This window comes from Novosphingobium sp. MBES04 (assembly GCF_000813185.1).
Taxonomy (GTDB): Bacteria; Pseudomonadota; Alphaproteobacteria; order Sphingomonadales; family Sphingomonadaceae; genus Novosphingobium; species Novosphingobium decolorationis.
The window spans coordinates 2,340,422-2,365,532 of record NZ_DF850488.1 but is presented as its reverse complement, the minus strand read 5'-3'; the positions used below and the strand labels follow the sequence as shown (position 1 = coordinate 2,365,532).

The window sequence follows — 25,111 nt, the reverse complement described above, 5'->3', positions numbered from 1 at the left end:
CCGATTGCAGTTTCGGTGCTGGACAGCGGCAAGCTCTCGGCCATTTCGGAAGGGGGCGCGGACATTCTCTCGCTCGCCGGACGGGTTCCCAGCCTCTATGTCGAGAGCTCGAACGGGCGCTACGCCCCGCGCCTGTACATCCGCGGCCTGGGCAACGTCGACTTCGACTTCAACGCCTCGCAGCCGGTCTCGGTCGTGCTCGACGACGTGGTCCTGGAAAACGTCTACCTCAAGAGCTTCCCACTTTTCGACGTCGAAAGCGTCGAGGTTCTCAAGGGCCCGCAAGGTACGCTGTTCGGGCGCAACACGCCCGCGGGCGTCGTCAAGATGGACACCCGCCGTCCGGGCCAGGACGCGGGCGGGCAGGCGCAGTTCACGCTCGGGGAAATGGGGACCATCCGCGGCGAGGTCGGCCTGACCATTCCGGCCACCGACACCTTGTCGTTCCGCGTTGCAGGGCTCGTCAATCACCGCGACAACTGGGTCGACAACGGCTACGAGGATACGACCTTCAACCGCCCCGGCCACGACCTTGGCGGTTTCGACGACATCGCCGGACGCATTCACGCACAGTGGCAGCCCGATGACCGCCTCTCGGTCCTGCTCACGCTGCAGGCACGCGACTACCGGGGCACCGGCACTCTCAACCGCGCCAACGTGCTCACGACCGGATCGAACAAGCTCAACGAACGCTACGACCGCGACCGCGTCTACTACGACGGCGGGCGCAACAACCCGCAGGCCCAGCACACCAAGTCGCAGGCCCTCCATGTCGACTACGACCTGGGCGCTGCGACGCTGACCGGCATTGTCTCGGCCTACCAGGGCGGCAGCTCGGGGCGCGGCGACATCGATGGCGGTGTGCTGGGCACGACGCCGGGCAGCGGCACGATCCCCTTCCCGTCCGAAACCGGCACGCTGTCGAGCGACCTCGACCAGCAGACCTACGAGGTGCGCCTTGCGAGCAACGGCAATTCCCGCTTTGGCTGGCAGCTCGGCGCGTTCTACTGGCACGAAAGCTTTGAGTTGATCTCGGCCAGCTGGAACGGAACCGGAGGCCTGGATCCCACGGTCATCTCCACGCTCAACCAGAAGAGCGACAGCTGGTCCGTCTTCGGGCAGGTGCGCTACGATGTGACCGACAGCCTGCGTCTCACCGGCGGTGCGCGCTGGACCCGCGATGAACGCGATCTCGTGGCCGAGCGCACGCTCGGTCGCTACTTCATCGATACCCGCTCGGTCAGCGATGACCAGCCCAGTTGGGATGTCAGCGCGCTCTACCGCGTCAGCCCGCAGGTCAGCCTGTTCGGCCGCATCGCGCGTGGCTACCGTGGCCCGTCGATCCAAGGACGCATCGCCAGCTCGGATATCCTGACCACGGCCGATTCCGAGACGATCATCTCCTACGAGATCGGCATCAAGGCGGCGACCCCGGACAACCGCTTCCGCGCCGACCTCACCGCCTACACCTATCGCATCGACGATCCGCAATTCACCGCGATCGGAGGCCAGGGCAATTTCAACCAGCTCATCAACGCGCGGCGCGGTATCGGGCGCGGCGTGGAATTCGAAGCCAGCGCCAATCCGCTGCCCGGGCTGATGCTGACCGGCGGGGTTTCGTACAACTTCACGCGCATTTCCGATCCGGACATGCTTGTCGCGTTCTGCGGGGCCGCCTGCACCGTGCGGGATCCCATCGTGGACGTCGGCACCACGCGGCGCGCGGCAATCAACGGCAATCCGTTCCCGCAGGCCCCGCGCTGGCTAATGAACCTGACGGCCTCCTACACCCACGAACTGGCGGGTGGCAGCAAGCTCTACGCGCAGACCGACTGGGTGGCGCAATCGGACTTCAACATCTTCCTCTACGATGCGACCGAGTTCCACGTCGGGACGAACTTCGAGGGCGGCGCGCGTCTGGGCTGGCGTTCGCCCAGCGATGGTGTCGACGTCTTCGCCTTTGCCCGCAACATCACCAATGAATCGAACGTCATCGGCGCGATCGACTTCAACAACCTGACGGCCTTCGTGAACGACCCCCGCGTGATTGGCGGCGGCGTCGCGTTCCAGTTCTGAACTCGCTCCTCCCGGTGCCTCGGCACCGGGAGGACGACATGGCTTCGGCGCCCATCTTGTCCAAACAGAGGGACGGATCCTCCGAAACCAGATCCGCTGCGCGTTCGCCCAGCGGCCTCACTTCGACGACAAGGCAGGCCATGCCTAGCTTCAAGCGGGAGGCGACCCATTCAAGTCGCTCAGTCACCGATTCACAGCCACGAGGTGCGGACTGTCCGAAATCCAACAGCGGGAATCCCTTGGACCGTATTTTCGATCCTTGTCTGGAGGAATTAGGCGGGGGCACGTCACTCCAACCAGATCAATCTTGCTGAGTTAGATCGCCCGCTCTTACGGAACTTGGTACGCTAGAAAATGTTTTGAATCGAATTGGAGAGAGACAAGCTAAAAAGGCAGCGACCGATGGAGAGCAGGCATCACGTCGTCTCACGACGTTTGGCAACTCAGGCAATGTTTTTCACGGGGATGGGGCTATGCATCGCTCCCGGGATTGCCCTTGCGCAGAGCGAAGCTTTCGATCCAGCCAGGCCGTTTACATGGCAAACTCTGCTGCGAAACGCCCGGGAACTCTCGACCCAGCCATTCACTGCACCAGCAGTCGCGGTACAGGCGGCGACGGAGTTCGACGCCTTTGGAGCTCTTGCCTACGGAAAGGCCAAACGCTTTGGGAAGAGCATCCGCCTTTTCCCTGCTGCCCGTAATATTGCCGAAAAACCGGTAGAACTTCATCATCTTGCAAATGGCATGGCGCGTAAATTGATAGACCAGACAGGCATGTTCGTTGGTGAAGAAAACCGGCAGCCCGCTGGCTTCAGGGTCATGCGTGACACGGGTGACGCCGATTGGCTCGCATTCCTGGGGGCTTCGTATTTTCGCACTTCGGGTCAAGAAAATCAGTACGGCTTGTCCGCACGGGCCGTGGCCATCGACACTGCGCTTGCCGATGAGGAAGAATTTCCCGCATTTACGGCTTTCTGGATCGAGGAGCATGGACCAGATCACGTGCAAATATACGCCCTGCTCGACGGTCCTAGCCTAACTGGAGCCTGTTCATTCGATTGCCGCCTCACAGATGACGGAGTGGAGCAGGACGCGCAGATCAGTCTGTTCTTGCGGCGCTCCGTCGAGCGGCTTGGAATCGCCCCTCTTACCAGCATGTTCTGGTACGATCAGAAGGGGCCGAAAGCAGACTGGCGGCCTGAAGTCCACGATTCCGACGGTCTCGTCGTGCACTTCGGTTCCGGCGAACGCATCTGGCGCCCGCTCGTGGTGCCTACGAGCGCTCGCACTACAAGCTTTAAGGCTGACAACCTCAGAGGCTTCGGCCTCCTGCAACGCGACAGGCATTTCGAGGACTACCAGGACGACGGCGCCTTCTACAATCGCCGCCCTTCCCTCTGGGTGAAACCCTTGAGCGATTGGGGAAAGGGGCAAGTCATTCTCTACGAAATGCCAACCGAAAGCGAGACGCAGGACAACGTCGTCGCGTTCTGGGTTGCTGATGAAGCGCCTAAGCCTGGGAAGCAACATGACGTTGCCTATCGCCTTCATTGGACGAGTGAAGAACCCGACGCGGATGTTCAAGCGCGCTGTGTGGATAGCTTTGAAGGCCCCGCCGGGAGGCCTGGCGCTCCTGGTGATAAGAATGCGCGAAAATATATCTTCGATTTTCAGGGCCCGACTCTTCTGGGAAAGACCCGCCAATCCGGGATCACAGCAATTACCGACCTCCCGTCAGAGGCGGTCTCGGCTTTGGCGGCCTATCCTGTCGTCGGCAAAGTGGCGACGTGGCGTGTGATGCTCGACCTGCGTCAGACTGTCGCGCGGAACCCCGAGTTTAGGTTCATCTGGCCGACAGAGCCACGGTACTAAGTGAAACGGTAGTCACAATGATTGCGAGTTGAAGCGGAGTTCACTCGCCCTTGCGATCAGGGGCCCTCAACTGCGCGGTGGTGCGTGAACCTTCAACCCGCCCTCCTTCGACCCTTGTGAGACGCTCAGCCGCCGATTTCAGGTCTCTCCGACCGCAAAGTCCGCTTGCCCTCGCCGCATGCGCAAGCCGGGCCGGTCGCGGAACGTCCGGTCTGGAGCGCAACTGCAACGACAGTTGCCGTTTCTCGGCGTCGGCGGCCGCGCCCCCTTCCGTCATTTGAGCCGCAAAACGCGCGTGCACCGACGCAGGCCTCGGCAATGCTACATGCGCAGGACCGGTTTGATGACCTTACCGCTCTCACTGGCTGCAATTGCTTCGTTGATTTCCTCGAAGGGATAGAAGCTAATCAGCTTGTCGAAAGGAAAGCGACCCGCGCGGTAATGCTCCATCAGCTGGGGCAGGAAGTCCTGCAGATCCGCATCGCCTCCCAGGATACCCATGACGCGCCGCCCGTTGCTCATGAAGCTGGCCTCGTTGAAGGAAAGCATGTCCTCGGGCGCCGAGGCGCCGACCATGCCCAGCGTCCCCATCGGGGCCAGCAGGGTGAAAGCCAGTTCGATCAGCTTGTTCACGCCGGTCGTATCGAAAGCATAGCCGAGGCCGTTCGGGCACAGCTTGCGGATCTCGGCCTCGATGTCCTGCGTGCGCTCGTTGAAGACGTGGGTCGCGCCCAGTTCCCAAGCCATCTCGAGCCGGCTGTCGTGCACGTCGATGGCAATGATCGGATCGGCCCCGGCAATGCGCGCGGCCATGATTGCGGCCATGCCCACGGTGCCCGCGCCCCAGATCGCGATGGGCAGGCCTGCACGTACCTTCATCGCGTTGAGGACCGCGCCCGCCCCCGTCATAAGGCCGCAACCGAGCGGCGCCAGGTTGGCAAGATCCACATTTTCCATCATATCGGGCACGCGCACGACGTTGCGTTCATGCGCGATGGCTTTCGTCGCAAAGGCGGACTGCCCGAAGAAGTTGCCGTTGAGAGGCTCGCCCTCGCGAAACAGGACCGGTGAGCCGTCGGCACGCTGTCCCGACCAGTTGTTGGGATAGAATTCGTAGCAGTACGTCGGCGCATCGACCGCGCAGCTGGGGCACGAGCCGCAGGAATTGAAGCTCATTACCACCCGGTCCCCGGGGCGGACCGAGGTCACGCCCGCGCCGACTTCCTCGACGATCCCGGCGCCTTCATGGCCGAGCACGATCGGAAGCGGCACGGGCAGCTGCGCATCGCGCACCGCCATGTCGGTATGGCAGATACCGCAGGCCACAATGCGCACCTGCACCTCATCGTCGCGCAGCGCATCGAGTTCGATATCCGCGATGGCAAAAGGCTCTTCACGCCCGCTGCAGATCGCGGCGCGGGCAACTGTCTTGCTTGTCATTTCCAGGCTCCTTGGCGAGCGAAATCCGTTTGGGGCGGGCAGGCCCCTGCCCTTGGTCAGCCGCGACCGACGAACGGCATCTTGGTCGCCATCACGGTCATGAAGGCGACGTTGGCCTCAAGCGGCAGGCTGTCCATATAGGCGACGGCCTCACCCACCTGCGCGACGTCCATGACCGGTTCGGCCATGCGGGTGCCGTTGGCCTGCGGCACGCCCTCGGCCATGACCGAACCCATCGCGCTCGCCGCGTTGCCGATATCGATCTGGCCGCAGGCGATATCATAGCCGCGCCCGTCAAGCGCGCAGGACCGGGTCAGCCCCGTGACTGCGTGCTTGGTCGCGGTATAGGCAATGGATTCGGGACGCGGCGCATGAGCGGAGATCGACCCGTTGTTGATGATCCGCCCGCCGCGCGGCTCCTGCGCCTTCATCACCCGGAAGGCGGCCTGAAGGCACAGGAAGGCCCCGGTCAGATTGGTGTCGACGGTCCGTTTCCAGTCGTCCAGCGCATAGCTGTCGATGGCTCCGCCGATGCTGACCCCGGCGTTGTTGAAGAGAAGGTCGAGCCTCCCGAAGGTGTCCACTGTCGTCTCGAACAGCGCGGCCACGCTGTCCGGGTCTGTGACGTCGGCGGCGACGGGAAAATGCCCCTCGCCCTCCAAGAGAGCGCAGGTCTCCTCCAGCGCGTCCGTGCGCCGCCCGGCCAGAGCCAGGCGATAGCCCCGGGCGGCCAGCGTTTGCGCCACCGCGCGCCCGATGCCGCTGCCCGCGCCCGTGATGAGCGCACGCCGCCTCATGGCCGCGGCAGCGCGGTACGCGGCGCGCTCCCTGCCAGGAAATCGTCGAGATTGGCCACCACCAGGTCCGCCATGGCCTGCCGGGTTTCCACCGTGCCGCTGGCAACGTGCGGGGTCAGCACTGTCCGCTCGCTGGCGATCAGAGCGTCGGGGACGTGCGGCTCGCGCGCGAAGACATCGAGCGCGGCGCCGGCGATCACGCCCTCTTCGACCGCGCGGGTCAGAGCCCGTTCGTCAATCACCGACCCCCGCGCGACGTTGACGAGGTAGCCGTCCGCGCCGAGCGCCTCGAGCACCCCGGCATCGACCAGACCCTGTGTCGCGGGCGTCGCCGCGCAGGCCACCACCAGGACATCGCTCGCAGCGGCCAGCGCGGCCGGATCGGCATGATAGGCGTAGTCGACCGATTTGGGCGCTGCATCGCAGTACGCAACAGGGCCGAAGGCTTCCAGACGGCGGGCAATTGCCATGCCGATCTGCCCCAGGCCGAGCACACCGAAGCGCTTGCCCGAAACCTTGCGGGCCAGCGCCATGTCGCCCTTGGGCCAGAGCCCCTTGCGCACATGGACGTCGGCCGCGGGGATCCGCCGCAAGAGCGCAACCACGAGACCGATGGCAAGATCCGCCACATCGTCGGTAAGAACACCCGGCGTCGTCGTGACAGCCACGCCGCGCGCCGAAGCCAGGGTCAAATCCACCTTGTCGAAGCCCACGCCATTGATCGCGATGATGGCCAATTCGGGCAGCGCCTCCATCAACGGCGAAGGGCAACCGATGTGGCCCCCGGTCACGACCGCGCGCACGCGCGCGCCGTTCTCGGCAAGCCAGTCGGCCTGTTCGCCCTCATTGCGCTCGAACCAGCGTTCGATTACGAAGCGCGCCCCGATCTCGGCCTCCATGGCCGGGGAGAAGGGGCACAGCTGCAAAGCCAGCGGCTTTTGATCGCCTTCCATTGTGCGTGTCCTTTCCCGCTCAGATGACCGACAGAATGCCGCCATCGACGTAGATCGTCTGGCCGTTCACGAAGTCCGAGGCGCCGGAGGACAGGAAGACGGCCGCGCCGTGCAGGTCCTCCAGGTTGCCCCAGCGGCCCGCAGGCGTGCGCTTGCGCAGCCACGCGTCGAAATCGGGATCCTCGACCAGTGCCTTGTTGAGCGGGGTCGCGAAGTAGCCGGGGCCGATGGCGTTGATCTGGAGGCCATGGCCGGCCCAGTCCGCGCACATCCCGCGCGTCAGGTTCTTCACCGCACCCTTGCTGGCGGTGTAGGGCGCGATGCCCGGACGGGCGAGTTCGCACTGGACCGAACCGATGTTGATGATCTTGCCGCGCCCGCGCGCGATCATGCCCTGCGCAACCGCCTTCGAAACATAATAGACGCTGTCGAGGTTGGTCGACATGAGCTCGCGCCAGGCCGCATCGTCGAACTGGTCGAGCGGTGCCCGGCGCTGAATACCGGCGTTGTTCACGAGGATATCGATGGGACCAAGGTCCGCTTCGAGCGCGGCGATAGCCGCATTGACGGCTGCGGCGTCAGTCACGTCGAAGCAGGAGGTTGCCACCTCCATACCGCGCGCGCGCAGGCTTTCGGCGGCCTCATCAAGCGCCCCGGGCGAACGCGCGTTGAGCACGAGCTCGGCCCCGGCCGCGCCCAGCGCCTCGGCTATGGAATACCCGATGCCCCGCGAGGACCCGGTAATCAGGGCACGGCGGCCCTCTAGGCTGAATAGTTTCACGGCAAACTCTCCTTTATATGCCTCCCGCCTATCGTGTGATCGGTCCCATTGCAACCGTCATCACGTATACAGGATGTGAGGAAATTCCCCCTACTCTAAGGTAATTGCATAAATTTTGCTGCCACCGCCGCTCCCCATTGCCTCCCCAGCCCACCAATGGTATCGGTCCCACATAACAAGGAGAGGATTCAATGCTCGCAGCCATCTGCCATGGAAAGAAGGACCTGCGCGTCGAGGAGCGCGCCGACCGCGCCCTGGCGCCCGAGGAAGTCCGCGTCGCCGTTGCCTTCGGCGGCATCTGCGGCTCGGACATGCACTACTTCCACCGCGGTTCGGTGGGTGACAACGTGGTGCGCGAACCGATGGTCCTGGGCCACGAGATCTCCGGCACCGTCGTCGAATGCGGCGCGGGCGTGGAGGAACTCAATCCCGGCCTGAAGCCGGGCATGCGCGCCGCGCTCGACCCGAGCCGCCCATGCCTGACCTGCAGCCAGTGCCGCGCGGGCCGCATGAACCTGTGCGAGGACATGTTCTTCCTAGGCAGCGCGGGCCGCTTTCCCCATGTTCAGGGCGGCTTTGCCCAGCACCTCATTCTGCGCGCGGACCAGATCATTCCCGTCCCCGAGGACACCGACCTGCTCAAGCTCTCGGTCGCCGAACCGCTGTCGGTCGGCCTCCACGCGGTCGCCCGCGCGGGTTCGCTGATGGGCAAGCGCGTTCTGGTCACAGGTTCCGGCCCGATCGGCCTGCTGACCGCGCGCTGCGCGAAGTGGGCGGGCGCGCTTGAAGTGGTCTCGACCGACATCGAGGACGCCGCGCTGGACGTGGCCCGCACGATGGGCGCGGACCGCACCATCAACGTGGCCAAGAACAGCGCCGAGCTGGAGGCCCTCAAGGACCACTTCGACGTTGCCTTCGAGGCCTCCGGCGCCGCCGCCGCGCTGGGCTCGCTGTTCGAGGCCGTCCGGCGCGGCGGGCGCATCATCCAGGTCGGCATGCTGCCCCCGGGCGATGCCCCCGTGCCCGTCAACAAGCTTCAGGCCCGCGAAGTCGAATTCATGGGTGCCTTCCGCGCCAACGGCGAATTCCACCTCGCGGTCGAGCTGATCGTGGCGGGCACAATCGACGTCTCGCCCATTCTTTCGGGCACGTATGCGCTCGCCGATTCGGTGGACGCCTTCGAGCGCGCGGGCGACCGCTCGCGCGTCGTCAAACTGCACATTGCCATGGATCCGGAGTTCGCCGCATGATTACCCGCACCGCCGTTTTCGAAGGCACCATCAAGCCTGGCTGCGAGGCCGCGTTCAAGGACGCCGTGATCCATCGCCTGGGTTCGGCCTGGAAGGCCTTCCCCCACGCGCTCGACGTGCGCCTGTTCTACATGGACCAGGCTGACGAGGGCGCGCCCTCAATCGTGATGATGCAGCAGATCGACTATCCCGGCCACGCCGAACTGGCCGAGGCGCTCGCCTCACCGGCACGCGATGCAGCCCGGGCGGCCACGCTCGAGGTGCTCGAAATGTTCGAGGGGCGCTTCTACCACTACGTCAGTGAGGGCAATCCCGTAGCGGCAGTAGAGGCCGCGCACGTCAGCTGATATGCCGGGGCTTTGCGCCCTTTCAGGAACCCTCACGAAATGTCCAGCACGCACCCGCCCAGCGCCGAGACCGGCAAGGCCCCGCAGACCACGGGCCGTCCCACGATCCGGGACGTCTCGCGGCTTGCCGGTGTCTCGCGCATGACGGTCTCGCGCGTGATCAGCACGCCCGATCTGGTCACGCCGGCCACGCGCGAGAAGGTGCTGCGCGCGATCGACAGCCTGGGCTATGTGCCCGATCGCGCGGCGGGCAGCCTGTCCAGCCGCAAGACCGGCTTCATCGCGCTGATGCTGCCCACGCTGACCAACGCCAACTTTGCTGCGGTTGCCCACGGGCTGACTGAAGTGCTGCGCGAGCGCGACTACCATCTGCTGGTCGCCTACACCGATTACGACACGGCCGAGGAGGAGCGCCAGATGCGCGCGCTGCTCGCCCGTCGCCCCGAGGCGATCATCATCACCGGCTCGCTCCAGCGTCGCAACGCCAACCGCATGCTGTTGGCCGCCGACATCCCGGTGATCGAGGTCGCCAACCTGCCCAGCCAGCCGCTCGAACACGCGATCGGTTTCTCCAACTACGAGGTCGGGCGCACCGCCGCACGCTATCTCATCGCTAAGGGCTTCACCCGCATCGGCGCGCTCGCCGCGACACCGGGCGAGAAGGTCACCGACCACCGCGGCGAGGAGCGCGTGCGCGGCTTCGAGGAGGAACTGGCGGCCAGCGGGCTCTCCCGGGACTACGTGCTGCGCTTCGGCGAAGCCCCGGTCAGCTTCGCCCACGGCTCGCGCGCCATGGCCGCGATGCTGGAGCGCCACCCCGACATCGAGGCCGTCTTCGCGGTCTCGGACATGTCGGCAGTGGGCGCCGTGATGGAATGCCAGCGCCGCGGGATCGACGTGCCCGGGCAGGTCTCCATCATGGGCTTTGGCGATTTCGAAATCGGGCGCGAGATCAATCCGCCGCTCACCACCATTCACGTCGATTTTCGGGCGCTGGGCCAGCGCACCGGGCGCACGCTGCTCGAGATCCTGGCCGCCAGCGAACAGGAACGCACACAACAGCGCATCGATGTCGGGCTCAGCCTGATCGAGCGCGCGTCGGTCAAGGGAACACAGTAGACATGCAGATCGCGGTCATCGGAGTGGGAGTCATGGGTTCGGCGATTGCCGGACGGCTCCTCGAAACAGGCGCAGGGCTCACCCTTTACGACCGCGATTCCACACGATGCGACGAGCTTGTCGCCAAGGGCGCCCGCCTTGCGGCCAACGCGGCCGAAGCGACTGGCGCGGCCGATTTCGTCATCACCAGCCTCAACTCCGCCGATATCGTGGAAAGCGCGGTATTCGGACCGGACGGAATTGCCGAGGCCGCCACCTCGGACAAGATCCTCTTCGACATGTCGAGCATCGATGCCGGACGTTCAGCACAGCTCGCCGCGCGGCTCCTGGACGAGACCGGGATGGAGTGGGTCGATGCGCCGCTTTCAGGCGGCGCGCCTGCGGCCGCCAAGGGCACGCTCACGCTCATGATCGGGGGGCACGACGAAGCCGTTGCCCGCGCTCGTCCCCTAATCGAGGCGCTGTCCAGCAACGCAACCCACCTGGGCGGCCCCGGCGCCGGACAGACGGTCAAGCTCATCAACCAGCTGCTGTGCGCCAACACCTTCCTCGCCGTCGCCGAGGGCGTCCGCTTTGCCGAGGCGCAAGGCGTGGATGCCAGCAAGATTCCGGCAGCGCTTGCCGGAGGGCGTGCAGATTCGCGCATCCTCCAGGAATTCATGGGCAAGATGGCCGCACGCGATTTTTCACCGACCGGGCGCATCGACAACATGCTCAAGGACCTGGAGACGGTGCAGGCTGCGGCCATGAGCAAGCGGCTGGCCATGCCCCTCACCACACTGGCCGCAGACCTTCACCGCATGCTCGTCAGTGGCGGCCTGGGCGCGGCCGACAGCGCCGAATACGTCCGCCTCTTCGACATGGCCCGCGAGGAACCTGCGGCATGAGCGCTGCGCGCGCCATTGTCGTGATGGGCCCCAGCGGCTGCGGCAAGACGACGCTGGCTTCGGCGCTGGCCCGCCAGCTGGGCTGGGCCTTCATCGAGGGCGACGAACTCCACCCTGAAGCCAACCGCGCCAAGATGGCAGCGGGGCTCGCGCTCGATGATACCGACCGGGCGCCTTTTCTCGATGCGGTCGCGCACGCGCTCGCCGCGCATCCCCAAGGCGCGGTCGCCTCCTGCTCAGCGCTCAAGCGCAGCTACCGCGACCGCCTGCGCGCGATTGCCGGCGACGTGCTGTTCGTGCTGCCCCAGATCGATGCGGCGGGCCTTGAACACCGCATGACGACCCGGCCCGGGCACTTCATGCCGGTCTCGCTGCTCACCAGCCAGCTTGCCACACTCGAACCTCCGGCCGCGGACGAGAACGCCTGTCCGGTCGACGGCCATCTGCCCAGCGACGAGCAGGTCGCGCTCGTCTGCCGCGCACTCCACGCAACGGGAGCCCCTCCCGGTTGACACCCCAAGACGGCTGAGCCCGGCCCCGCCCGGAGCAGCCAGCACGATACGGACCCGACACCAGATCGGGCCGGTCTCGCAAGTAGGAAGAGGATTACCCATGGCCCATAGTGCGCCTGCGGCCGCCCCCCGGCAGCCCGAGGCTCCACCCGCCACGGCTTCGGCCACCCAGCCGGCCGACCGCGAAACCGCCTGGCCTCCAGGCCGTCGCAGCTGGATGATCGCGGCGCTGCTCGCGCTGGCCTCGATTGCCTCGCAGTTCGACCGCGTGGTGCTCAATCTGACGGTCGAGCCGGTCAAGGGCCACTTCGGGATGGACGACACCCGCTTTGCCATGCTGCAGGGCGTCGCCTTCGGGATCTTCTATACCTTGTGCAGCGTGCCCATTGGGCGCCTTGCCGACAAGCACCGGCGCACGGGCCTGCTGGGCATCTCGCTTCTGCTGTTCTCCGCCTTCTCGATGGCCTCGGGTCTTGCCCGCAACTTCACGCAGCTGTTCGTCTCGCGCGTGGGTGTAGCCGTGGGGGAGGCAAGCGTCACTCCAACCGGCCTCTCGCTGCTGGCCGACCTCTTTCCGCCGGTGCGCCTGGGCCGCGCGGTCGGCGTCTTCTTCCTCAGCGCGCCGTTCGGGATCGGCCTTGCCTATCTTGTCGGCGGACAGCTGCTTGACGGACTGACCGCCGCGCATGTTGCCAGCGACGGCCTGCCCTTCGGCCTCCTGCCTTGGCAGGCCTGCTTCCTGCTTGTCAGCCTGCCCGGCCTGTTCCTTGCGCCCGTCTTCTGGCTTCTGCGCGAGCCGCTGCGCCGCGGCAGCGGACAGGACCGCACGCTGTCGATCCGCGAGGTCGTGAATGTGGTGAAGGAGCGCCGCTTGACGCTCACGCTGATGTTCTCGGGCTTCGCGATGGTGACCCTGGTGAACTTTGCCTACAACGTATGGATGCCCGCGCTGTTCGGCCGGGTCTACGGCTGGGACCCGGCGCAGGTTGGCCTCGGCTTTGGCCTCATCATGATCATCTTCGGCACCGCGGGCACCTTCTTTGCCGGCGTCCTTGCCGACAAGGTGGCGGCAACCGGCAAGGTCGATGCGCCCTTGCGCGTCGCGGCCTGGAGCTTCCTGCTGTGCGGCGTGTTCGGCACGATTGCCCCGCTCATGCCCAACGCCTGGGCCTCGCTCGCGCTGATCGCACCGACCATGTTCCTCTCGTGCATGCCGGTTCCCTGCGCAGGCACCGCCTTGCAGCTGATCGTCCCCAACCGCGCCCGCGCACAGGTCACCGCCTTCTACATCATGGTGATCTCGCTTGTCGGCATCGGCCTTGGCCCGGTCATCATCGGCTTCATGAACGACCACGTGTTCACCGCGCCCACCGACATCCGCTACTCGATGGCAATCGTGGTGGGTGTGGCCAGCCCGCTCATGTGGGTCCTCCTGCTCTTCGCACTCAAGCCCTACCGCAAGCTGCGCGAGGCTGCCGAGAGCTGACGCACACGCCCAGAGATCACACCGAGAAGGACGCGCGAGCCTGGCCCCGCGCGTCCTTTTTTGTGCGCAAGGCCAGCGTGCAGAGAGGCCCTAAGAAGAGACACAGCCACCTGGAAAGACTATCCGAGGGCCATCGCCCTCGGGCTCCCGGAACTGTCGACCCCATGGCGGGCACGCACCCTTGGCCGACATAAGCGGGGGCGATCATGCCGGAAGGTAACAAGGAGGCCCTTGCGACGAAGTCAGCCTCGCTTGCGCCTCACCGGTATCGAGCGCCTGCCCCCCTGACCACCTGCCCCTTTGCCCCAGGCATAAAAAAAGGCCCCGGGCGCACGGAGGAGATGGTGTGCGCCCGGACCCTAAGGGAGGGTTCAGTTGGAACTGTCAGGGAAGGATCAGAGACGATCCTCGATCTTGGTGCGGGTGAAGCCTTCGGGGAAGTCCTCCACCGCGTTGCCGACGATGGTGTATTCCTTGCCCGCGCCGGTGAAGCTGTTCTCCAGCTCCATGTAGCTCTGCGGGTCGAACAGCGGCGTCGCACTCATGCCCATGACACCGGTCGCGTCTTCCTTCTGGCAGGTATAGTGGCAGCCCTGCTGCGCGACGTTCTTGAGGCCGTGCTCGAGCATGCCGTCCATCGCGGCCTTGAGCGTGTAGTGCATGGTCATGAAGTTGAAGCCAAGCGGATAGATCTGGTCGGCCGTGACCGCGGGCTTACCGTCGATGTCGCGCACGTCGGGGAACATCTTCCAGCCCGGCACCTTCTCGGCGACGTGCTTGGCGTGCTCGTAAGTGCCGATCTTCACCACGGTGGTCATCTTGGCGCCCAGTTCGTGCGCCATGGCCATGCGGATGCAGCCCTCTTCCATGTTGGTTTCGGGATCGGCATTGGTGCGCGCGATCAGGAAGCAGTCGGTGCCTTCCAGCGCGGCCAGCGCGGCCTTGACCTTTTCCATGTACTTGTCGCGCGAGATGAGCCCGGTGGAGTCCTCCATGTCCGAGGCATCTTCAAGCTGCAGCGCCTTGGCGCCGGCCATCGCCATGCGGCGCGCCGAGCGGTACACCGCGAGCGGACCGCCGAAGCCATCCTCGATGTCGGCGGCCAGCGGGATCGCGGAAGTCTGCGAGATGCGGCTCGTGATCCATTCGACGTCGGTCAGGTTGGAGAAGCCGTAGTCGATCACGCCGTTCATCGCGATCGACACTTCGCCGCCCGACAGCATCATGGCCTCAAAGCCGACGAGTTCGACCGCACGCGCAGAGGCGCAGTCGTAGACGCACGGGGCGACAATGCATTTCTCGGTCGTCTCGAGCAGCTCCTGGAGCGATTTCTTCGCCATGGCATTCCTCTATCTTCTGGGCCCGCGCCGGACAGCCCGGCACGGGCGGTTGAAACTTACATCGTGATGCGGGCGCCGACCTTGAACTGGCGACCATAGGGATTGAAGTAGACCTGGTTGGTACCACCCTGCGCGCTCGCCGCAGCGGACGGATCGGTGTCGAACAGGTTATTGACGACCCCGAACAGCTCGAGGCGGTCGGTCGCCGTCACGGTGACGCCAAGGTCGAACGTGAAGTAGCTGTCGACGCGGTTGTCGTTGACGCTGTTGGGCAGGCTGGGATCATAGCCCTCGTCCTGCGGGCCGACCATCGTCGTGTCGAAGGTCCCCTTGGGGATGTAGCGGCCATGGGCGTTCACCGAGACCTTGCCCCGTGTCCAGGTCAGCGACGTATCGATCAGATAGTCGGGAACGCCAGTGGTGGTGCCCGGACGGAAACCGGTCTGGCCCAGACGATCCACGCCCGCGATGGAGTACTTCAGGTACTTCGTTGCCAGCACGCGCAGGTCCAGATCGCCGGCATCGCCCATGTAGAGCCCGTAGGTCAGCTCGAAGTCGAGGCCGCGGTTGCGGATCTGGCTGACGTTCTGGAGCACGTCGGAGACGCTGGTGATCATGTTGTTCGCATCGCGCGTGATGTACTGGCAAAGCGTGTCGTCGCCCGCAAAGCAGCGATCGACAAGGACCTGCGAACCCAGGGTCGAGATCGCGCCCTGCAGGTTGATGTCGTAGTAGTCGACCGAGAAGCGAAGCCCCTGCAGCGCCCCGCCCGGTGTCAGCACCGCGCCCACCGTCCAGGTGTCGGCCTCTTCGGGGTTGAGCGCGCCGTTGGCGCCCGAATAGGCGTTGACCTGGATCTGCGAGCCGTTGTTCGCGGGGTCGACCACGGTCGTGCGGCCCAGCGACACCGGACCGAACAATTCGGTCAGGTTGGGCGCACGGATGTCACGCGAACGGGTGACGCGAAAGCGGATGAGGTCTGCGGGCGCATAGACAAGGCCAACCTTCCAGGTGGTGGCGTCGACCGTGCTCGAATCCGCGGTTGGGCTGCTACGCGAATAGTGCGTCTGGCGCAGCGCGCCGTTCAGCTCCAGCGTGCGGGCCAGTGGCACGTCGGCAAGCAGCGGCGCGTTCGCCTCGACATAGCCTTCGACGACGTTGATCCGTCCCTCGAGCGCCTGCCCGTTGAAGGACCAGAACGCGTTCTGGCTGGAGAGCGCATCGGCCGAACCCGTCGCCTTGTTGCTGCGGAACTCCGCACCGGTGGCAATCGCGAAGTCACCGCCCGGCAGGCTGAACAGCGAGCCGTTGATATTGGCCGCCACGGCATGTTCGGTCAGCTTGGTGGTCTGATACCCGGAGGGCGCGATGTAGGCGGCACCTTCGGGCGTGATGTTGCCCGAACCAAAGACGTTGATCGGCACACAGCCCGGATCGTTGGTGGCCGGATTGCCATCGGCATTGACCCGGCACACGACATTGCCGCCCACCATGACCGCATCTGCGGCCCGCGCCACGCGCGAGGCGACCACGTTGCCCGAGTAGCCTGCCGGAAGCTGTTGCGGCCGAATTCGTAGTAGGCATCCCACTGCCAGGTATCGGAAAGGTCGCCTTCGAGCGAGAAGACACCGCGGAAAGTCTCGTTCTTGGAACGGTCGACCGCGCCGCCAAGGTCGGTGAAGGCCCGGCCCAGCGTGAAGGAGGAGATCCCGTTCGCGTCCATCGTCGCGGCAACGTCGCCGGGCAGATAGGCGTTGTCGCGCTGGATGTTGAGCGTGGAGCGGGCGACCGAGCCGATCACCATGCCCTTGATCCGCCCGTAGGAAAGATCAAGGCCGGCCTTGATGCTGTCGCTCAGTTCATAGTCGGCATGGGCATAGCCGATCAGACGCTCGACCGGCGGCGCCAGCAGGATGCCATCGAGGAAACCGTTGCGGCCCGCTTCCGATCCCCCCAGCGTGAACAGCGGCGAGGGGTTGGTGCCGTAGATCGTGCCGTAGTCGTAATCGTAGGTGCTGCCGTCAGGATTGAAGGCAAGACCGCGCAAAGGCCCCGAATTGGCGACGATCAGACCGCCCGAAGAGAGCGTACCGGTGCCCGCCGGGCCATTGCGGATGCTGGCCGGATTACCGTCGAAGCCGGCCGGCGAATTGCCGATGAGCTGTTCGTTAGGGCACCAGTCGCGCGTGTAGCAATCGCCCAGGCCATCGGACTTGGTGTATTCGCCCGCAACCTGGAAGTGGCCACGTCCGCCGCCAAAGCTGGTGCCCCAGGCGGCCTGGATCGAGCGTTCGCCGCCATCACCGCGATCAGTGATGCCCGCCTGCACGGTGCCCTTGAAGCCTTCCAGTTCCTTGTCGAGAATGAAGTTGACGACACCGGCCACTGCGTCCGAGCCATAGGCCGCCGAGGCGCCGCCGGTCACGATCTCGGCCCGGCGCACGAGCAGGCTGGGAATGAGGTTGACGTCGATCGTGCCCTGCGTGGTGGAGGGCACGAAGCGCTTGCCATCGACCAAGACCAGCGTGCGCGTTGCACCCAGACCGCGCAGGTCAAGCACGCGCGCACCGATGTTGCCACCTGTCGCCTGCTGGGTATTCGGCGTGGTCAGCGCACGGAACGAAGGCAGCTCGTTCAACGCATCGCCGACATTGGTTTCGGCACGGGCCTGGATACGGTCATTGCCCATGACGGTCACGGGGGTCGGCGCGTTCATGCCGTTCTGCGCGATGCGCGAGCCGGTGACGATGATCTCCTGGACCGCGGCCTCTTCGGCATCGGCCTGGGAAACAGGGGCGGCGGCCTGCGCCGGGGCACCCTGCCCCTGGGTGGTCTGCGCATAGGCGCCGCTCGCCACGACGAGCGCCCCCAAGGCACTTCCCGCCCCGAGCGCACGTACCGCGCGACTGACCTTACGGATTTTCTCCATCCATTCCTCCTCTCCACGGGCTGGCTCGTACCAACCATTCTTGTGATATCGGTCCCATTAAGTGGATTCGGATGGAGACGCAACGATAAATCCACTTATCGGCCTAAAATGAACGATATTGTGGGATTTTTATCTGCACATCTCTATGTCATCGCCCAATCATTGTGATCGGTCCCATTTATGAGCAAGGCCCACTCGAGCGGCTTGATCTTCCGCGGCACATTCGAGCTCTTGCTTGACGCCATGGACTAAAAGGCGGCCTTACGGACTATGTACGAGCGGCGCTCTTTGCCCATGAGCGCGCCTATGAAAGGGCGAGTCGTTAAGCTGACGTTGTGCAGCCGCAGCGCGAAGGTCGGCTTACCCAGGGCGGTCGTGCCAAAAGGGATGAGGCGGATGGCTCCCGCTCACGACATCGAAGTGCCCAAATGGGTTTGCTGTCATGCAACCCGAGCAAAAGAGCCACCCATCTCATCCGCTTTGAATGAACAATCGAATGTCTATCAACGTTCGCAACCAGTCGTTGGCTGCCTCTTGTCAGCAACACCGACAACTGTCCGCTTCCCACCCATCTGGGCCGGTGAGGAGCCTGGACGGCAAGGGAAACCGGACTGTCGGCTCCCCGGGACGTCAAATCGCCTCTCAAACGGCCGACTAGGGAGCCTGGCGGCCACTCCCGCCACCGGCGCATAGAAGCCCTTCCGCGCCCGACCCTTCGCGGACGCTCAGCTGCCAATTTTCGATGCCCAAGTACGGTCGGTCCGCTATTCGCGAGCTATCGTCCAGAAGGTGGGCTCAAAGTTTATTTGGCCATAGGTTCCTGAAGGGAAGCGCGCAGGTTCGAGAGAACCTTGCGCATTCGGGCCGTCAGGGACCATTCGCTACGATGGAGAAGCCACAGGGTATCGACCACGGGCGGACCATTTCCCGCCACCAGGATCTGCTCGGGATTGCGAAACGCCTGCCGGGCGTAACGCGGCAGGACCGTGAAACCAAACCCACGGGCAACCGGTTCCAGAATGAGGGCAATTTGGTTCGTGAAGCCTCGGATAGGCAGGCGAGAGAGACCGGGATTACCAGGAAAACGTAGCGACAAAAGCCGCTTGGCCATGGCCATTCCATCGGGGTGGTCGATGAAGCCCAGGCGCTCGAGATCGCCCCAGGCGTTCACCTCGCTGGCCGCGGGCACAATCAGTTCCAGGGGTTCGTGCAGGAAAGGCGTAAGGCTCAGCCGCGCATCGTCGGGGCGCGTCGTCGACAATCCAACCTCGAACCGGGCATCCAGCACCGACTGGACGATCTCGGCATCGGGAGCGAAGCGATGGCGGATGCTCAACGCCGGTTCCCGTTCCTGGATGTCGAGAAGCAGGGGATGGAGCATCAGGCCGACACTGCCGGGCGTAATCAGGCTGATCTCCCCTTCCATGCGCTCGCCGTCTGACAGTCGCGATCGCAGGCGCAAGTCCGCTTGCTCGACCTCACGCGCATAGGCGAGCATCGCATGTCCGGCCGGCGTCAGTTCGAGAGCGCGAGGGCGACGTATCACGAGCTGGCCCGCCTGCGCTTCGAGGCGCGCCATGTGCTGGCTGACGGCGGCTTGCGTCAGGTTCAGGGCATCGGCGGCCCGGGTGAAGCTTCCGGTCTCCACGACGCGGACGAAGCTGGTGATCCATTGCGGGTTCATCATAATAAATTCTTATCACAATGATAAGCTTATGACACTTCTCATTATGATAAGCGCCCCCCACAATCCTGGCAACAGATCAGGAGAACACCAATGGCCCCCTACCCCCGCAGCTTCTCGCATATCGGCCTGTCGGTCACCGACCTCGACGAAGCCGTGAAGTTCTACACCGAAGTCATGGGCTGGTACCTCATCATGCCGCCCACCACGATCGAGGAAGACGAGAGCGCCATCGGTGTCATGTGCACCGACGTCTTCGGCGCGGGTTGGGGCTCCTTCCGCATTGCCCACCTTTCGACCGGCGATCGTGTCGGCGTCGAGATCTTCCAGTTCCGCAACGCCGAGCGGCCGGAAAACAATTTCGAGTACTGGAAGACCAGCGTGTTCCACTTCTGCATCCAGGACCCGGACGTCGAGGGCATGGCCGCCAAGATCGTGGCCGCCGGCGGCAAGCAGCGCATGCCCGTGCGCGAGTATTTCCCCGGCGAGAAGCCCTACCGCATGGTCTATTGCGAGGATCCCTTCGGCAACATCCTCGAGGTCTACAGCCACAGCTACGAGCTGACCTATTCGGCCGGAGCCTATGCCTGAGGCTCTGCCCAAAACCTACCGCGCCTGGACCTGGGTAGCGGGCGAGGACCCGCTCGCCCTGGTCCTGGCGACACGGCCCATGCCACGGCCCGGCCCGGGCGAGGTCATCGTGCGCAACGCGGCGATCAGCCTCAACCCGGTGGACTGGAAGGTCCTGGGAGGGCTTGGATGGCAGCGCGGCCATGTGCCCGGTGTCGACGGTGCCGGGACGGTGGTGAAGATCGGACCGGATGTCGATCCGGCCTGGCTGGAAAGCCGCGTGGCCTACCACCAGAGCCTGCAGTCGCACGGTAGCTTCGCGCAGTACACCCCCGTCGGGGCGCACGCGCTCATGCGTGTCCCCGACGCGCTCGACCTGGCCCTTGCCGCCAGCATGCCCTGCCCGGCGCTGACTGCCTGGCGCGCGCTCGCAAAGCTGCCTCCGGGCGGCAACCAGCGGCTGCTGGTCAGCGGAGCGGGTGGCGCGGTGGGCAACTATCTTGTTCAACTGGCCGTGCAACTGGATTGGCGCGTTAGCGTCATGTGCAACATCCGCCACCGCGAGCGACTGGCCGGGGTTGGCGCCGTAGACTGGATCGCGGGGCCTCTCGAGCAGGGCTCCGAGATTGGATCGCCGCGCTTCACGGCGGCTATCGATATGGTCGGCCCCGAACATGCCGCGCGGCTCCATCCTGGCCTGAAGGCCAACGGCCATCTCGTGTGCATTCAGGGCCGGGTGCCGGACTGGCCCAGTCCGGCCTTTGGCCGTGCGCTTTCGCTTCATGAAGTAGCGCTCGGCGCCCTCCACCAGCATGGCGATGTCACCGACTGGATGTTCCAGACGGCTGCCGGCGAAGATCTGTTCGCTCAGGTCGCCGCGAAAACCCTTGCGCCCGAGCCCCTGCGCTTAGGTACCTTCGAGGAGCTGCCGCAAATGCTCGACGCCCTGCGGAACCGCGATTTCAGCGGCAAACCCGTCATCATGCTCGACTGAACCAAGTCCCACGAAAGAGGATACGATGCCCGCACTTTTCACCCCCTTCACACTCAAGGACGTGACCCTTCGCAACCGCATCGGCGTGCCGCCGATGTGCCAGTACAGCGCGCGGACGGCTACGTCAGCGAGTGGCACCTTCCCCACTACGCCGATATCGCGCGCGGCGGTGCGGGCCTCGTCATCGTGGAGGCAACTGCCGTCTCGCCCGAAGGCCGCATCACGCCGGGATGCACGGGCCTGTGGCAGGATGGCCAGGTCGAGGGCATGGCCAGTATCGCCCATGCCATTGCCGCGGGCGGAGCCGTGCCCGGCATCCAGATCGGCCATGCCGGACGCAAGGCCAGTGCCAACAAGCCCTGGGAAGGCGACGACCACATTCCCAACGACCAGCCCGGTGGCTGGCAGACGATCTCGCCTTCGGCCCTGGCCTTCGGCGGCGGTCTACCCAAGGTGCCGACCGAAATGACGCTGAACGATATCGCGCGCGTAAAGCGGGATTTCGTCGCGGCCGCGATCCGCGCGCGCGACGCTGGTTTTAAGTGGCTCGAACTGCACTTTGCGCATGGCTACCTGGCGCAAAGCTTCTTCTCGGTCCACGCCAACACGCGCACCGACGCCTATGGCGGTGACGTCACGGCGCGCAGCCGCTTCCTGATCGAGACCTTGCAGGCCGTGCGCGAAGTCTGGCCCGAGAATCTGCCGCTCACGGCCCGTTTCGGCGTCATCGAGTTCGATGGACGCGACGAAAAGACGCTTGCGGAGGCGATTGGCCTCGTGAAGACCTTCAAGAACGAAGGGCTCGACTTCCTGAGCGTCAGCATGGGCTTCTCGACGATTGAAGCCAACGTGCCCTGGGCCCCGGCCTTCATGGCACCGATCGCCAAGCGCGTGCGCGATGAGACCGGGCTTGCCGTCGGCACGGCCTGGGGCATGGACATTCCGCAGGACGCCGAGAGGGCCATTGACGAACAGCAGATGGACGTCGTCTTCGCCGCGCGCGCGCACCTCGCCAATCCGCATTATCCGTTCCGAGTGGCCCGCGAGCTAGGGCTGCCCGCTGCGGGCAGCGTGTTGCCCGACCAATACGCCTATTGGCTGCGCCGTTATCCGGGCCCCCAGAATGGTCCGGTGATTGACTGAGGCCAGGCAGGTCAGCCTCCCAGCCTCAGTCGAACTCTCAAGCCGCTGCGGCTCTCGCAGCGGGACGAGACCTTCAAGCCAATCCTGATGGCCATTGATCATCGGATTGGGGCGCGCAAGGGCAAGCTCCTTTGCCGGTGCGCCGTTCTGCGTTTCCTGCGTGAGAATACGCAGGCGTTGCCCGGAAAGCTCCTCAATCAACCACGCGTGGTGCACGTCGAGCCGCTGCTCGTCCTCACCCGACCACCCGTGCCAGGCGATGCGCGCTGGCTGGCCTTTGACAGGCGGCACGCATTCCACCACTTCGGCATCGACCGGGAAGCCGAAGGTCTTGAAAAAGAAGCGGTCGCCGAGTTCGAGCGCGGGCCCCTTGTCCCCATGGATCGCGATGTCCGAGCTGTTGGCGTAATAGCCCGGCCAGCGCGCCGCCTCGACCAAGAAAGGCCAGGCGTCGGAAACCGCAAGATCCCGGACGATGACCTCGTTCGAACAGAAATTGTCGCTGAAACCCGGGACATAGCCCGCGGGCCACTGGATTTCGCCCATATCGTACTCCTGCATGAGTGGGAAAACCTGAGCACAGGATATAGGCGGGCGCTTGATATAGCTGAAATCACATCTCAATATCCCTGACATCATGAAGAGTGATATCAAGAATACCGACCTCAATCTCCTGAAGGCCTTCAATGCCCTTCTGGACACCCGATCAGTTACGCGGGCGAGCGAGCGGCTTGGCCTGACCCAACCGGCCGTAAGCGGCATGCTCAACCGGCTTCGCGAGACCTTCGATGATCCGCTGTTCGTCCGCGCCCAGCGCGGGGTTCTGCCCACACCTCGAGCCGAAGCTCTCGCGGAACCGCTTCGGCGCGCGCTCGGAGAAATCGAGGCCTTGCTGCAACCTGATGGCTTTGATCCCGCGACGGCGGAGCGGACCATCGGCATCGCCGCGACCGATTACGCACAGCAGGTCGTACTTCTCCCATTCCTAAGCGGCTTGCGCACGAGCGCGCCGGGCATCCGGATTGCAATCCGACCCGTGGCGATGGAGACGCTGGCGCTCGATATGGAGCAGGGCAAGACCGACTTCGCGCTCGTCACCCCGCAGATGGCGCCCGAGAATCTGCGTGCGCGCCACCTGTTCGAGGAACACTACACCTGCGTCCTGCGCCGTGATCATCCCGCAGCAGGGCCGAAGATGGACCTCGATACGTTCTGTGCCTTAGACCACGCCCTGATGTCGCACGACGGCACTCGGTTCCAGGGTGCGACCGATCATGCCTTGGCGGCCTTCAACCGCACGAGGCGGGTCATCATGACAGCCCCCAACTTTAGTCTGGTCCTCGATCTGGTGCGCACATCCAACGCCTGTGCACTACTTCCCACGCGCTTGGTAAAAGGTCAGAAAGGTCTGCATCTTCAGGAGCCCCCTTTGCCGGTACCCGGCTTTACGAAGATTCTGGTTTGGCACGAACGGACCCACCACGATCCCGCAATGGCCTGGCTGCGCCAGCAGCTAGCGAAGAGCGTAAAAAGCGCAGGCGACAACTAGATCTCGACGCTGAATACGACCCTTCTCAGACGCTCAGCGCCAGAAAATCGCTTCCCAGGAGCGGAACAGCCGCTTAGCCTCCTCACATGCGAAAGTGCGCGCGCGCAGGCCTTAGCTCAACCGTTACCGGGCGAGCCCGGCTGGACGCCTTCGGATCAATGCGCTTAGCCATGCGGCGCGGCTGCTGCTTGGCCCGGTCATCGCCCGCTACAGCGCAGAACATCCAGAAGTCGGCCTTGAGGTCGTGGTGCAGGACGCGATGGTCGACATCGTCGGCGAAGACTTCGATGCGGGCATCCGGTTCGGCGATCGCATGCCCGAAGACATGATCGCCATTCCGCTAGGGGACCCTTTGCTCTGGGTTATGGCCGCCTCACCGGCCTATCTCGAAGCAGCCAGGGAGCCAGAAAGCCCGGAGGACCTCGCAAGGCATCGCTGCATCGGCATGCGAACGGGCACTGGTGCGATGTGCCATTGGGAACTCGTCACGGGAAAAGCAGCCCGCACGCTCAACCTCTCTTGGTCCGCAGTCGTCCATGAAAGCGCGTTGGCCATCGGCATCGCCCGCGATCACTGCGGGATCGCGTATTGCTTGCGCGAACGTGTAACCGACCTGATCGATGCCGGCCAATTGCGTGAAGTTCTACACCAGGGGGCGTCCCCGGGCGAAGCGATTCACATCTACTATCCAAGCCGCCGCCAGCAACCCGAAACACTGCGCAAGATCATAACCATGATTCGAGACGAGGCCCGCACCCGAAGCGCGAAACGGCCAACTTCCCTCAGCAATGGGTAGCTGCTGAACAGCTAGCGCGCTCGCCCATTACACTCGTTTTTTCGATCAAAGCTCCGGAGCATCGTTCATCCAGGTTGACCGCATGCGGCTTCTGAAGCTGGCGCACGAAAAATATTGTGGAAATTAAAGGTCCTGCGGTTATTGTTGTGCGCAGGTTCGAACGGAACCTGCGAGCCTCGGCCGATGATTTCGGGACAACATGCCGGGCTGACCGCTGCGCCCCGCCGAAGGACGTCTGGACATGTCCCACAAGTTCACTGTCCTCGTTGTCGAGGACGAACCCCTTATATTGCTGGCGGCCTGCGACCTTGTCGCGAGCGTCGGATACCTTCCGAGAGAGGCGGCGGATGCGACTCGTGCTCTCAGCATCCTTGAAGAGAGCTCTTCAATAGCAATCCTGTTCACTGACATCGACATGCCCGGGCCAATCGATGGGATGGAGTTGGCTTTTGAAACGCAGGCGCGATGGCCGCACATCGGCATCATCATCACGTCAGGCCGCTGGCCTCTGGCCCGTCACGACATTCCGCATGGCTCCGTATTTCTAGAAAAACCCTATATGGATGGGGCTCTCGTCGATGCATTG

22 protein-coding genes and 1 pseudogene are annotated in these 25,111 nt (G+C 64.5%); 14 read left to right on the top strand and 9 right to left on the bottom strand.

Going from position 1 to position 25,111, the window contains the following annotated elements:
* Together MBENS4_RS10515 and MBENS4_RS10510 are read left to right on the top strand one after the other, a co-directional pair.
* Positions 1–2,076 (top strand): TonB-dependent receptor (locus MBENS4_RS10515; protein WP_039390613.1); only part of this gene is annotated, 2,076 nt, incomplete at its 5' end.
* Between the two features lie 402 nt (positions 2,077–2,478).
* On the top strand, positions 2,479–3,948 hold the full coding sequence (locus tag MBENS4_RS10510) for a glucan biosynthesis protein (RefSeq protein ID WP_144400891.1): 1,470 nt from the start codon (positions 2,479–2,481) through the stop codon (positions 3,946–3,948).
* A 321-nt stretch (positions 3,949–4,269) separates the two neighbouring features.
* On the opposite strand, the gene MBENS4_RS10505 is transcribed toward MBENS4_RS10510, so the two are convergent.
* Genes MBENS4_RS10505 through MBENS4_RS10490 form a run of 4 tightly spaced genes read right to left on the bottom strand, consistent with a single transcriptional unit; the run spans position 4,270 to position 7,919 of the window.
* Positions 4,270–5,388 carry an NAD(P)-dependent alcohol dehydrogenase gene (locus MBENS4_RS10505; protein WP_052322189.1) on the bottom strand — a complete coding sequence of 373 codons (1,119 nt, stop codon included), beginning with the start codon at positions 5,386–5,388 and terminating at the stop codon, positions 4,270–4,272.
* A gap of 56 nt (positions 5,389–5,444) precedes the next feature.
* The gene (locus MBENS4_RS10500; RefSeq protein WP_039390611.1) at positions 5,445–6,185 is read right to left on the bottom strand and encodes an SDR family oxidoreductase; all 741 of its coding nucleotides are present in this window, start codon (positions 6,183–6,185) and stop codon (positions 5,445–5,447) included.
* Positions 6,182–7,138: a 2-hydroxyacid dehydrogenase gene (locus MBENS4_RS10495; RefSeq protein ID WP_039390610.1), complete on the bottom strand. Its 957-nt coding sequence runs from the start codon at positions 7,136–7,138 to the stop codon at positions 6,182–6,184. The genes MBENS4_RS10500 and MBENS4_RS10495 overlap by 4 nt, the downstream gene beginning before the upstream one ends.
* Before the next feature lie 19 nt (positions 7,139–7,157).
* Complete coding sequence (locus tag MBENS4_RS10490) at positions 7,158–7,919, bottom strand: SDR family oxidoreductase (RefSeq protein WP_039390609.1); 762 nt, start codon at positions 7,917–7,919, stop codon at positions 7,158–7,160.
* Between the two features lie 191 nt (positions 7,920–8,110).
* On the opposite strand from MBENS4_RS10490, the gene MBENS4_RS10485 reads away from it, so the two are divergent.
* From MBENS4_RS10485 to MBENS4_RS10460, 6 genes are all read left to right on the top strand, one after another.
* A complete protein-coding gene (locus MBENS4_RS10485; RefSeq protein WP_039390608.1) occupies positions 8,111–9,169 on the top strand; it encodes an L-idonate 5-dehydrogenase in 1,059 nt (352 codons plus the stop codon).
* Entirely contained in the window at positions 9,166–9,516 is a 351-nt protein-coding gene (locus MBENS4_RS10480) for a hypothetical protein (protein ID WP_039390607.1), read from the top strand. Before MBENS4_RS10485 ends, MBENS4_RS10480 begins: the two co-directional genes overlap by 4 nt.
* Positions 9,517–9,555: 39 nt before the next feature.
* Complete coding sequence (locus tag MBENS4_RS10475; RefSeq protein ID WP_084592037.1) at positions 9,556–10,635, top strand: LacI family DNA-binding transcriptional regulator; 1,080 nt, start codon at positions 9,556–9,558, stop codon at positions 10,633–10,635.
* 2 nt (positions 10,636–10,637) lie between these two features.
* Entirely contained in the window at positions 10,638–11,522 is an 885-nt protein-coding gene (locus MBENS4_RS10470) for an NAD(P)-dependent oxidoreductase (RefSeq protein ID WP_039390605.1), read from the top strand.
* Positions 11,519–12,034 (top strand): gluconokinase, encoded by a 516-nt coding sequence (locus MBENS4_RS10465; RefSeq protein ID WP_039390603.1) that lies wholly within the window; start codon positions 11,519–11,521, stop codon positions 12,032–12,034. The genes MBENS4_RS10470 and MBENS4_RS10465 overlap by 4 nt, the downstream gene beginning before the upstream one ends.
* Before the next feature lie 100 nt (positions 12,035–12,134).
* On the top strand, positions 12,135–13,520 hold the full coding sequence (locus MBENS4_RS10460) for a spinster family MFS transporter (protein ID WP_084592036.1): 1,386 nt from the start codon (positions 12,135–12,137) through the stop codon (positions 13,518–13,520).
* A 395-nt stretch (positions 13,521–13,915) separates the two neighbouring features.
* On the opposite strand, the gene MBENS4_RS10455 is transcribed toward MBENS4_RS10460, so the two are convergent.
* The 4 genes from MBENS4_RS10455 to MBENS4_RS10445 all read right to left on the bottom strand — a co-directional run bounded on the left by MBENS4_RS10455 (position 13,916) and on the right by MBENS4_RS10445 (position 19,476).
* On the bottom strand, positions 13,916–14,860 hold the full coding sequence (locus MBENS4_RS10455; protein ID WP_039390600.1) for an isocitrate lyase/PEP mutase family protein: 945 nt from the start codon (positions 14,858–14,860) through the stop codon (positions 13,916–13,918).
* 56 nt (positions 14,861–14,916) lie between these two features.
* Positions 14,917–16,185, bottom strand: coding sequence for a TonB-dependent receptor domain-containing protein (locus tag MBENS4_RS26615; RefSeq protein ID WP_242404936.1), 1,269 nt, complete (start codon positions 16,183–16,185; stop codon positions 14,917–14,919).
* A gap of 11 nt (positions 16,186–16,196) precedes the next feature.
* Positions 16,197–17,789, bottom strand: coding sequence for a TonB-dependent receptor plug domain-containing protein (locus tag MBENS4_RS24080; protein ID WP_052322187.1), 1,593 nt, complete (start codon positions 17,787–17,789; stop codon positions 16,197–16,199).
* Between the two features lie 802 nt (positions 17,790–18,591).
* Positions 18,592–19,476, bottom strand: a complete 885-nt coding sequence (locus MBENS4_RS10445; RefSeq protein ID WP_039390599.1) for a LysR family transcriptional regulator — start codon at positions 19,474–19,476, stop codon at positions 18,592–18,594.
* A gap of 90 nt (positions 19,477–19,566) precedes the next feature.
* Here MBENS4_RS10445 and MBENS4_RS10440 point away from each other — a divergent pair, with 90 nt between their 5' ends.
* The 3 genes from MBENS4_RS10440 to MBENS4_RS10430 all read left to right on the top strand — a co-directional run bounded on the left by MBENS4_RS10440 (position 19,567) and on the right by MBENS4_RS10430 (position 22,180).
* Entirely contained in the window at positions 19,567–20,064 is a 498-nt protein-coding gene (locus MBENS4_RS10440; protein ID WP_039390597.1) for a lactoylglutathione lyase family protein, read from the top strand.
* Positions 20,057–21,037, top strand: coding sequence for a zinc-binding dehydrogenase (locus MBENS4_RS10435; RefSeq protein WP_039390595.1), 981 nt, complete (start codon positions 20,057–20,059; stop codon positions 21,035–21,037). The genes MBENS4_RS10440 and MBENS4_RS10435 overlap by 8 nt, the downstream gene beginning before the upstream one ends.
* A 96-nt stretch (positions 21,038–21,133) precedes the next feature.
* Positions 21,134–22,180, top strand: coding sequence for an oxidoreductase (locus tag MBENS4_RS10430; RefSeq protein WP_340140813.1), 1,047 nt, complete (start codon positions 21,134–21,136; stop codon positions 22,178–22,180).
* On the opposite strand, the gene MBENS4_RS10425 is transcribed toward MBENS4_RS10430, so the two are convergent.
* Entirely contained in the window at positions 22,085–22,741 is a 657-nt protein-coding gene (locus MBENS4_RS10425; RefSeq protein ID WP_242404864.1) for an SRPBCC domain-containing protein, read from the bottom strand. The genes MBENS4_RS10430 and MBENS4_RS10425 overlap by 96 nt on opposite strands.
* A 76-nt stretch (positions 22,742–22,817) precedes the next feature.
* Here MBENS4_RS10425 and MBENS4_RS10420 point away from each other — a divergent pair, with 76 nt between their 5' ends.
* From MBENS4_RS10420 to MBENS4_RS10410, 3 genes and pseudogenes are all read left to right on the top strand, one after another.
* Positions 22,818–23,729, top strand: coding sequence for a LysR family transcriptional regulator (locus MBENS4_RS10420; protein ID WP_039390593.1), 912 nt, complete (start codon positions 22,818–22,820; stop codon positions 23,727–23,729).
* 142 nt (positions 23,730–23,871) lie between these two features.
* Positions 23,872–24,525, top strand: a pseudogene (locus MBENS4_RS10415) (LysR substrate-binding domain-containing protein); the annotation flags it as partial.
* Between the two features lie 241 nt (positions 24,526–24,766).
* Positions 24,767–25,111 (top strand): response regulator (locus MBENS4_RS10410; RefSeq protein WP_039390591.1); only part of this gene is annotated, 345 nt, incomplete at its 3' end.

Bases quoted from the DNA above. Each gene is read 5' to 3' on its own strand.
- MBENS4_RS10510 (WP_144400891.1), top strand. From the start codon at position 2,479: ATGGAGAGCAGGCATCACGTCGTCTCACGACGTTTGGCAACTCAGGCA.
- MBENS4_RS10505 (WP_052322189.1), bottom strand. From the start codon at position 5,388: ATGACAAGCAAGACAGTTGCCCGCGCCGCGATCTGCAGCGGGCGTGAA.
- MBENS4_RS10500 (WP_039390611.1), bottom strand. From the start codon at position 6,185: ATGAGGCGGCGTGCGCTCATCACGGGCGCGGGCAGCGGCATCGGGCGC.
- MBENS4_RS10495 (WP_039390610.1), bottom strand. From the start codon at position 7,138: ATGGAAGGCGATCAAAAGCCGCTGGCTTTGCAGCTGTGCCCCTTCTCC.
- MBENS4_RS10485 (WP_039390608.1), top strand. From the start codon at position 8,111: ATGCTCGCAGCCATCTGCCATGGAAAGAAGGACCTGCGCGTCGAGGAG.
- MBENS4_RS10480 (WP_039390607.1), top strand. From the start codon at position 9,166: ATGATTACCCGCACCGCCGTTTTCGAAGGCACCATCAAGCCTGGCTGC.
- MBENS4_RS10475 (WP_084592037.1), top strand. From the start codon at position 9,556: ATGTCCAGCACGCACCCGCCCAGCGCCGAGACCGGCAAGGCCCCGCAG.
- MBENS4_RS10470 (WP_039390605.1), top strand. From the start codon at position 10,638: ATGCAGATCGCGGTCATCGGAGTGGGAGTCATGGGTTCGGCGATTGCC.
- MBENS4_RS10465 (WP_039390603.1), top strand. From the start codon at position 11,519: ATGAGCGCTGCGCGCGCCATTGTCGTGATGGGCCCCAGCGGCTGCGGC.
- MBENS4_RS10460 (WP_084592036.1), top strand. From the start codon at position 12,135: ATGGCCCATAGTGCGCCTGCGGCCGCCCCCCGGCAGCCCGAGGCTCCA.
- MBENS4_RS10455 (WP_039390600.1), bottom strand. From the start codon at position 14,860: ATGGCGAAGAAATCGCTCCAGGAGCTGCTCGAGACGACCGAGAAATGC.
- MBENS4_RS24080 (WP_052322187.1), bottom strand. From the start codon at position 17,789: ATGGAGAAAATCCGTAAGGTCAGTCGCGCGGTACGTGCGCTCGGGGCG.
- MBENS4_RS10445 (WP_039390599.1), bottom strand. From the start codon at position 19,476: ATGATGAACCCGCAATGGATCACCAGCTTCGTCCGCGTCGTGGAGACC.
- MBENS4_RS10440 (WP_039390597.1), top strand. From the start codon at position 19,567: ATGGCCCCCTACCCCCGCAGCTTCTCGCATATCGGCCTGTCGGTCACC.
- MBENS4_RS10435 (WP_039390595.1), top strand. From the start codon at position 20,057: ATGCCTGAGGCTCTGCCCAAAACCTACCGCGCCTGGACCTGGGTAGCG.
- MBENS4_RS10425 (WP_242404864.1), bottom strand. From the start codon at position 22,741: ATGCAGGAGTACGATATGGGCGAAATCCAGTGGCCCGCGGGCTATGTC.
- MBENS4_RS10420 (WP_039390593.1), top strand. From the start codon at position 22,818: ATGAAGAGTGATATCAAGAATACCGACCTCAATCTCCTGAAGGCCTTC.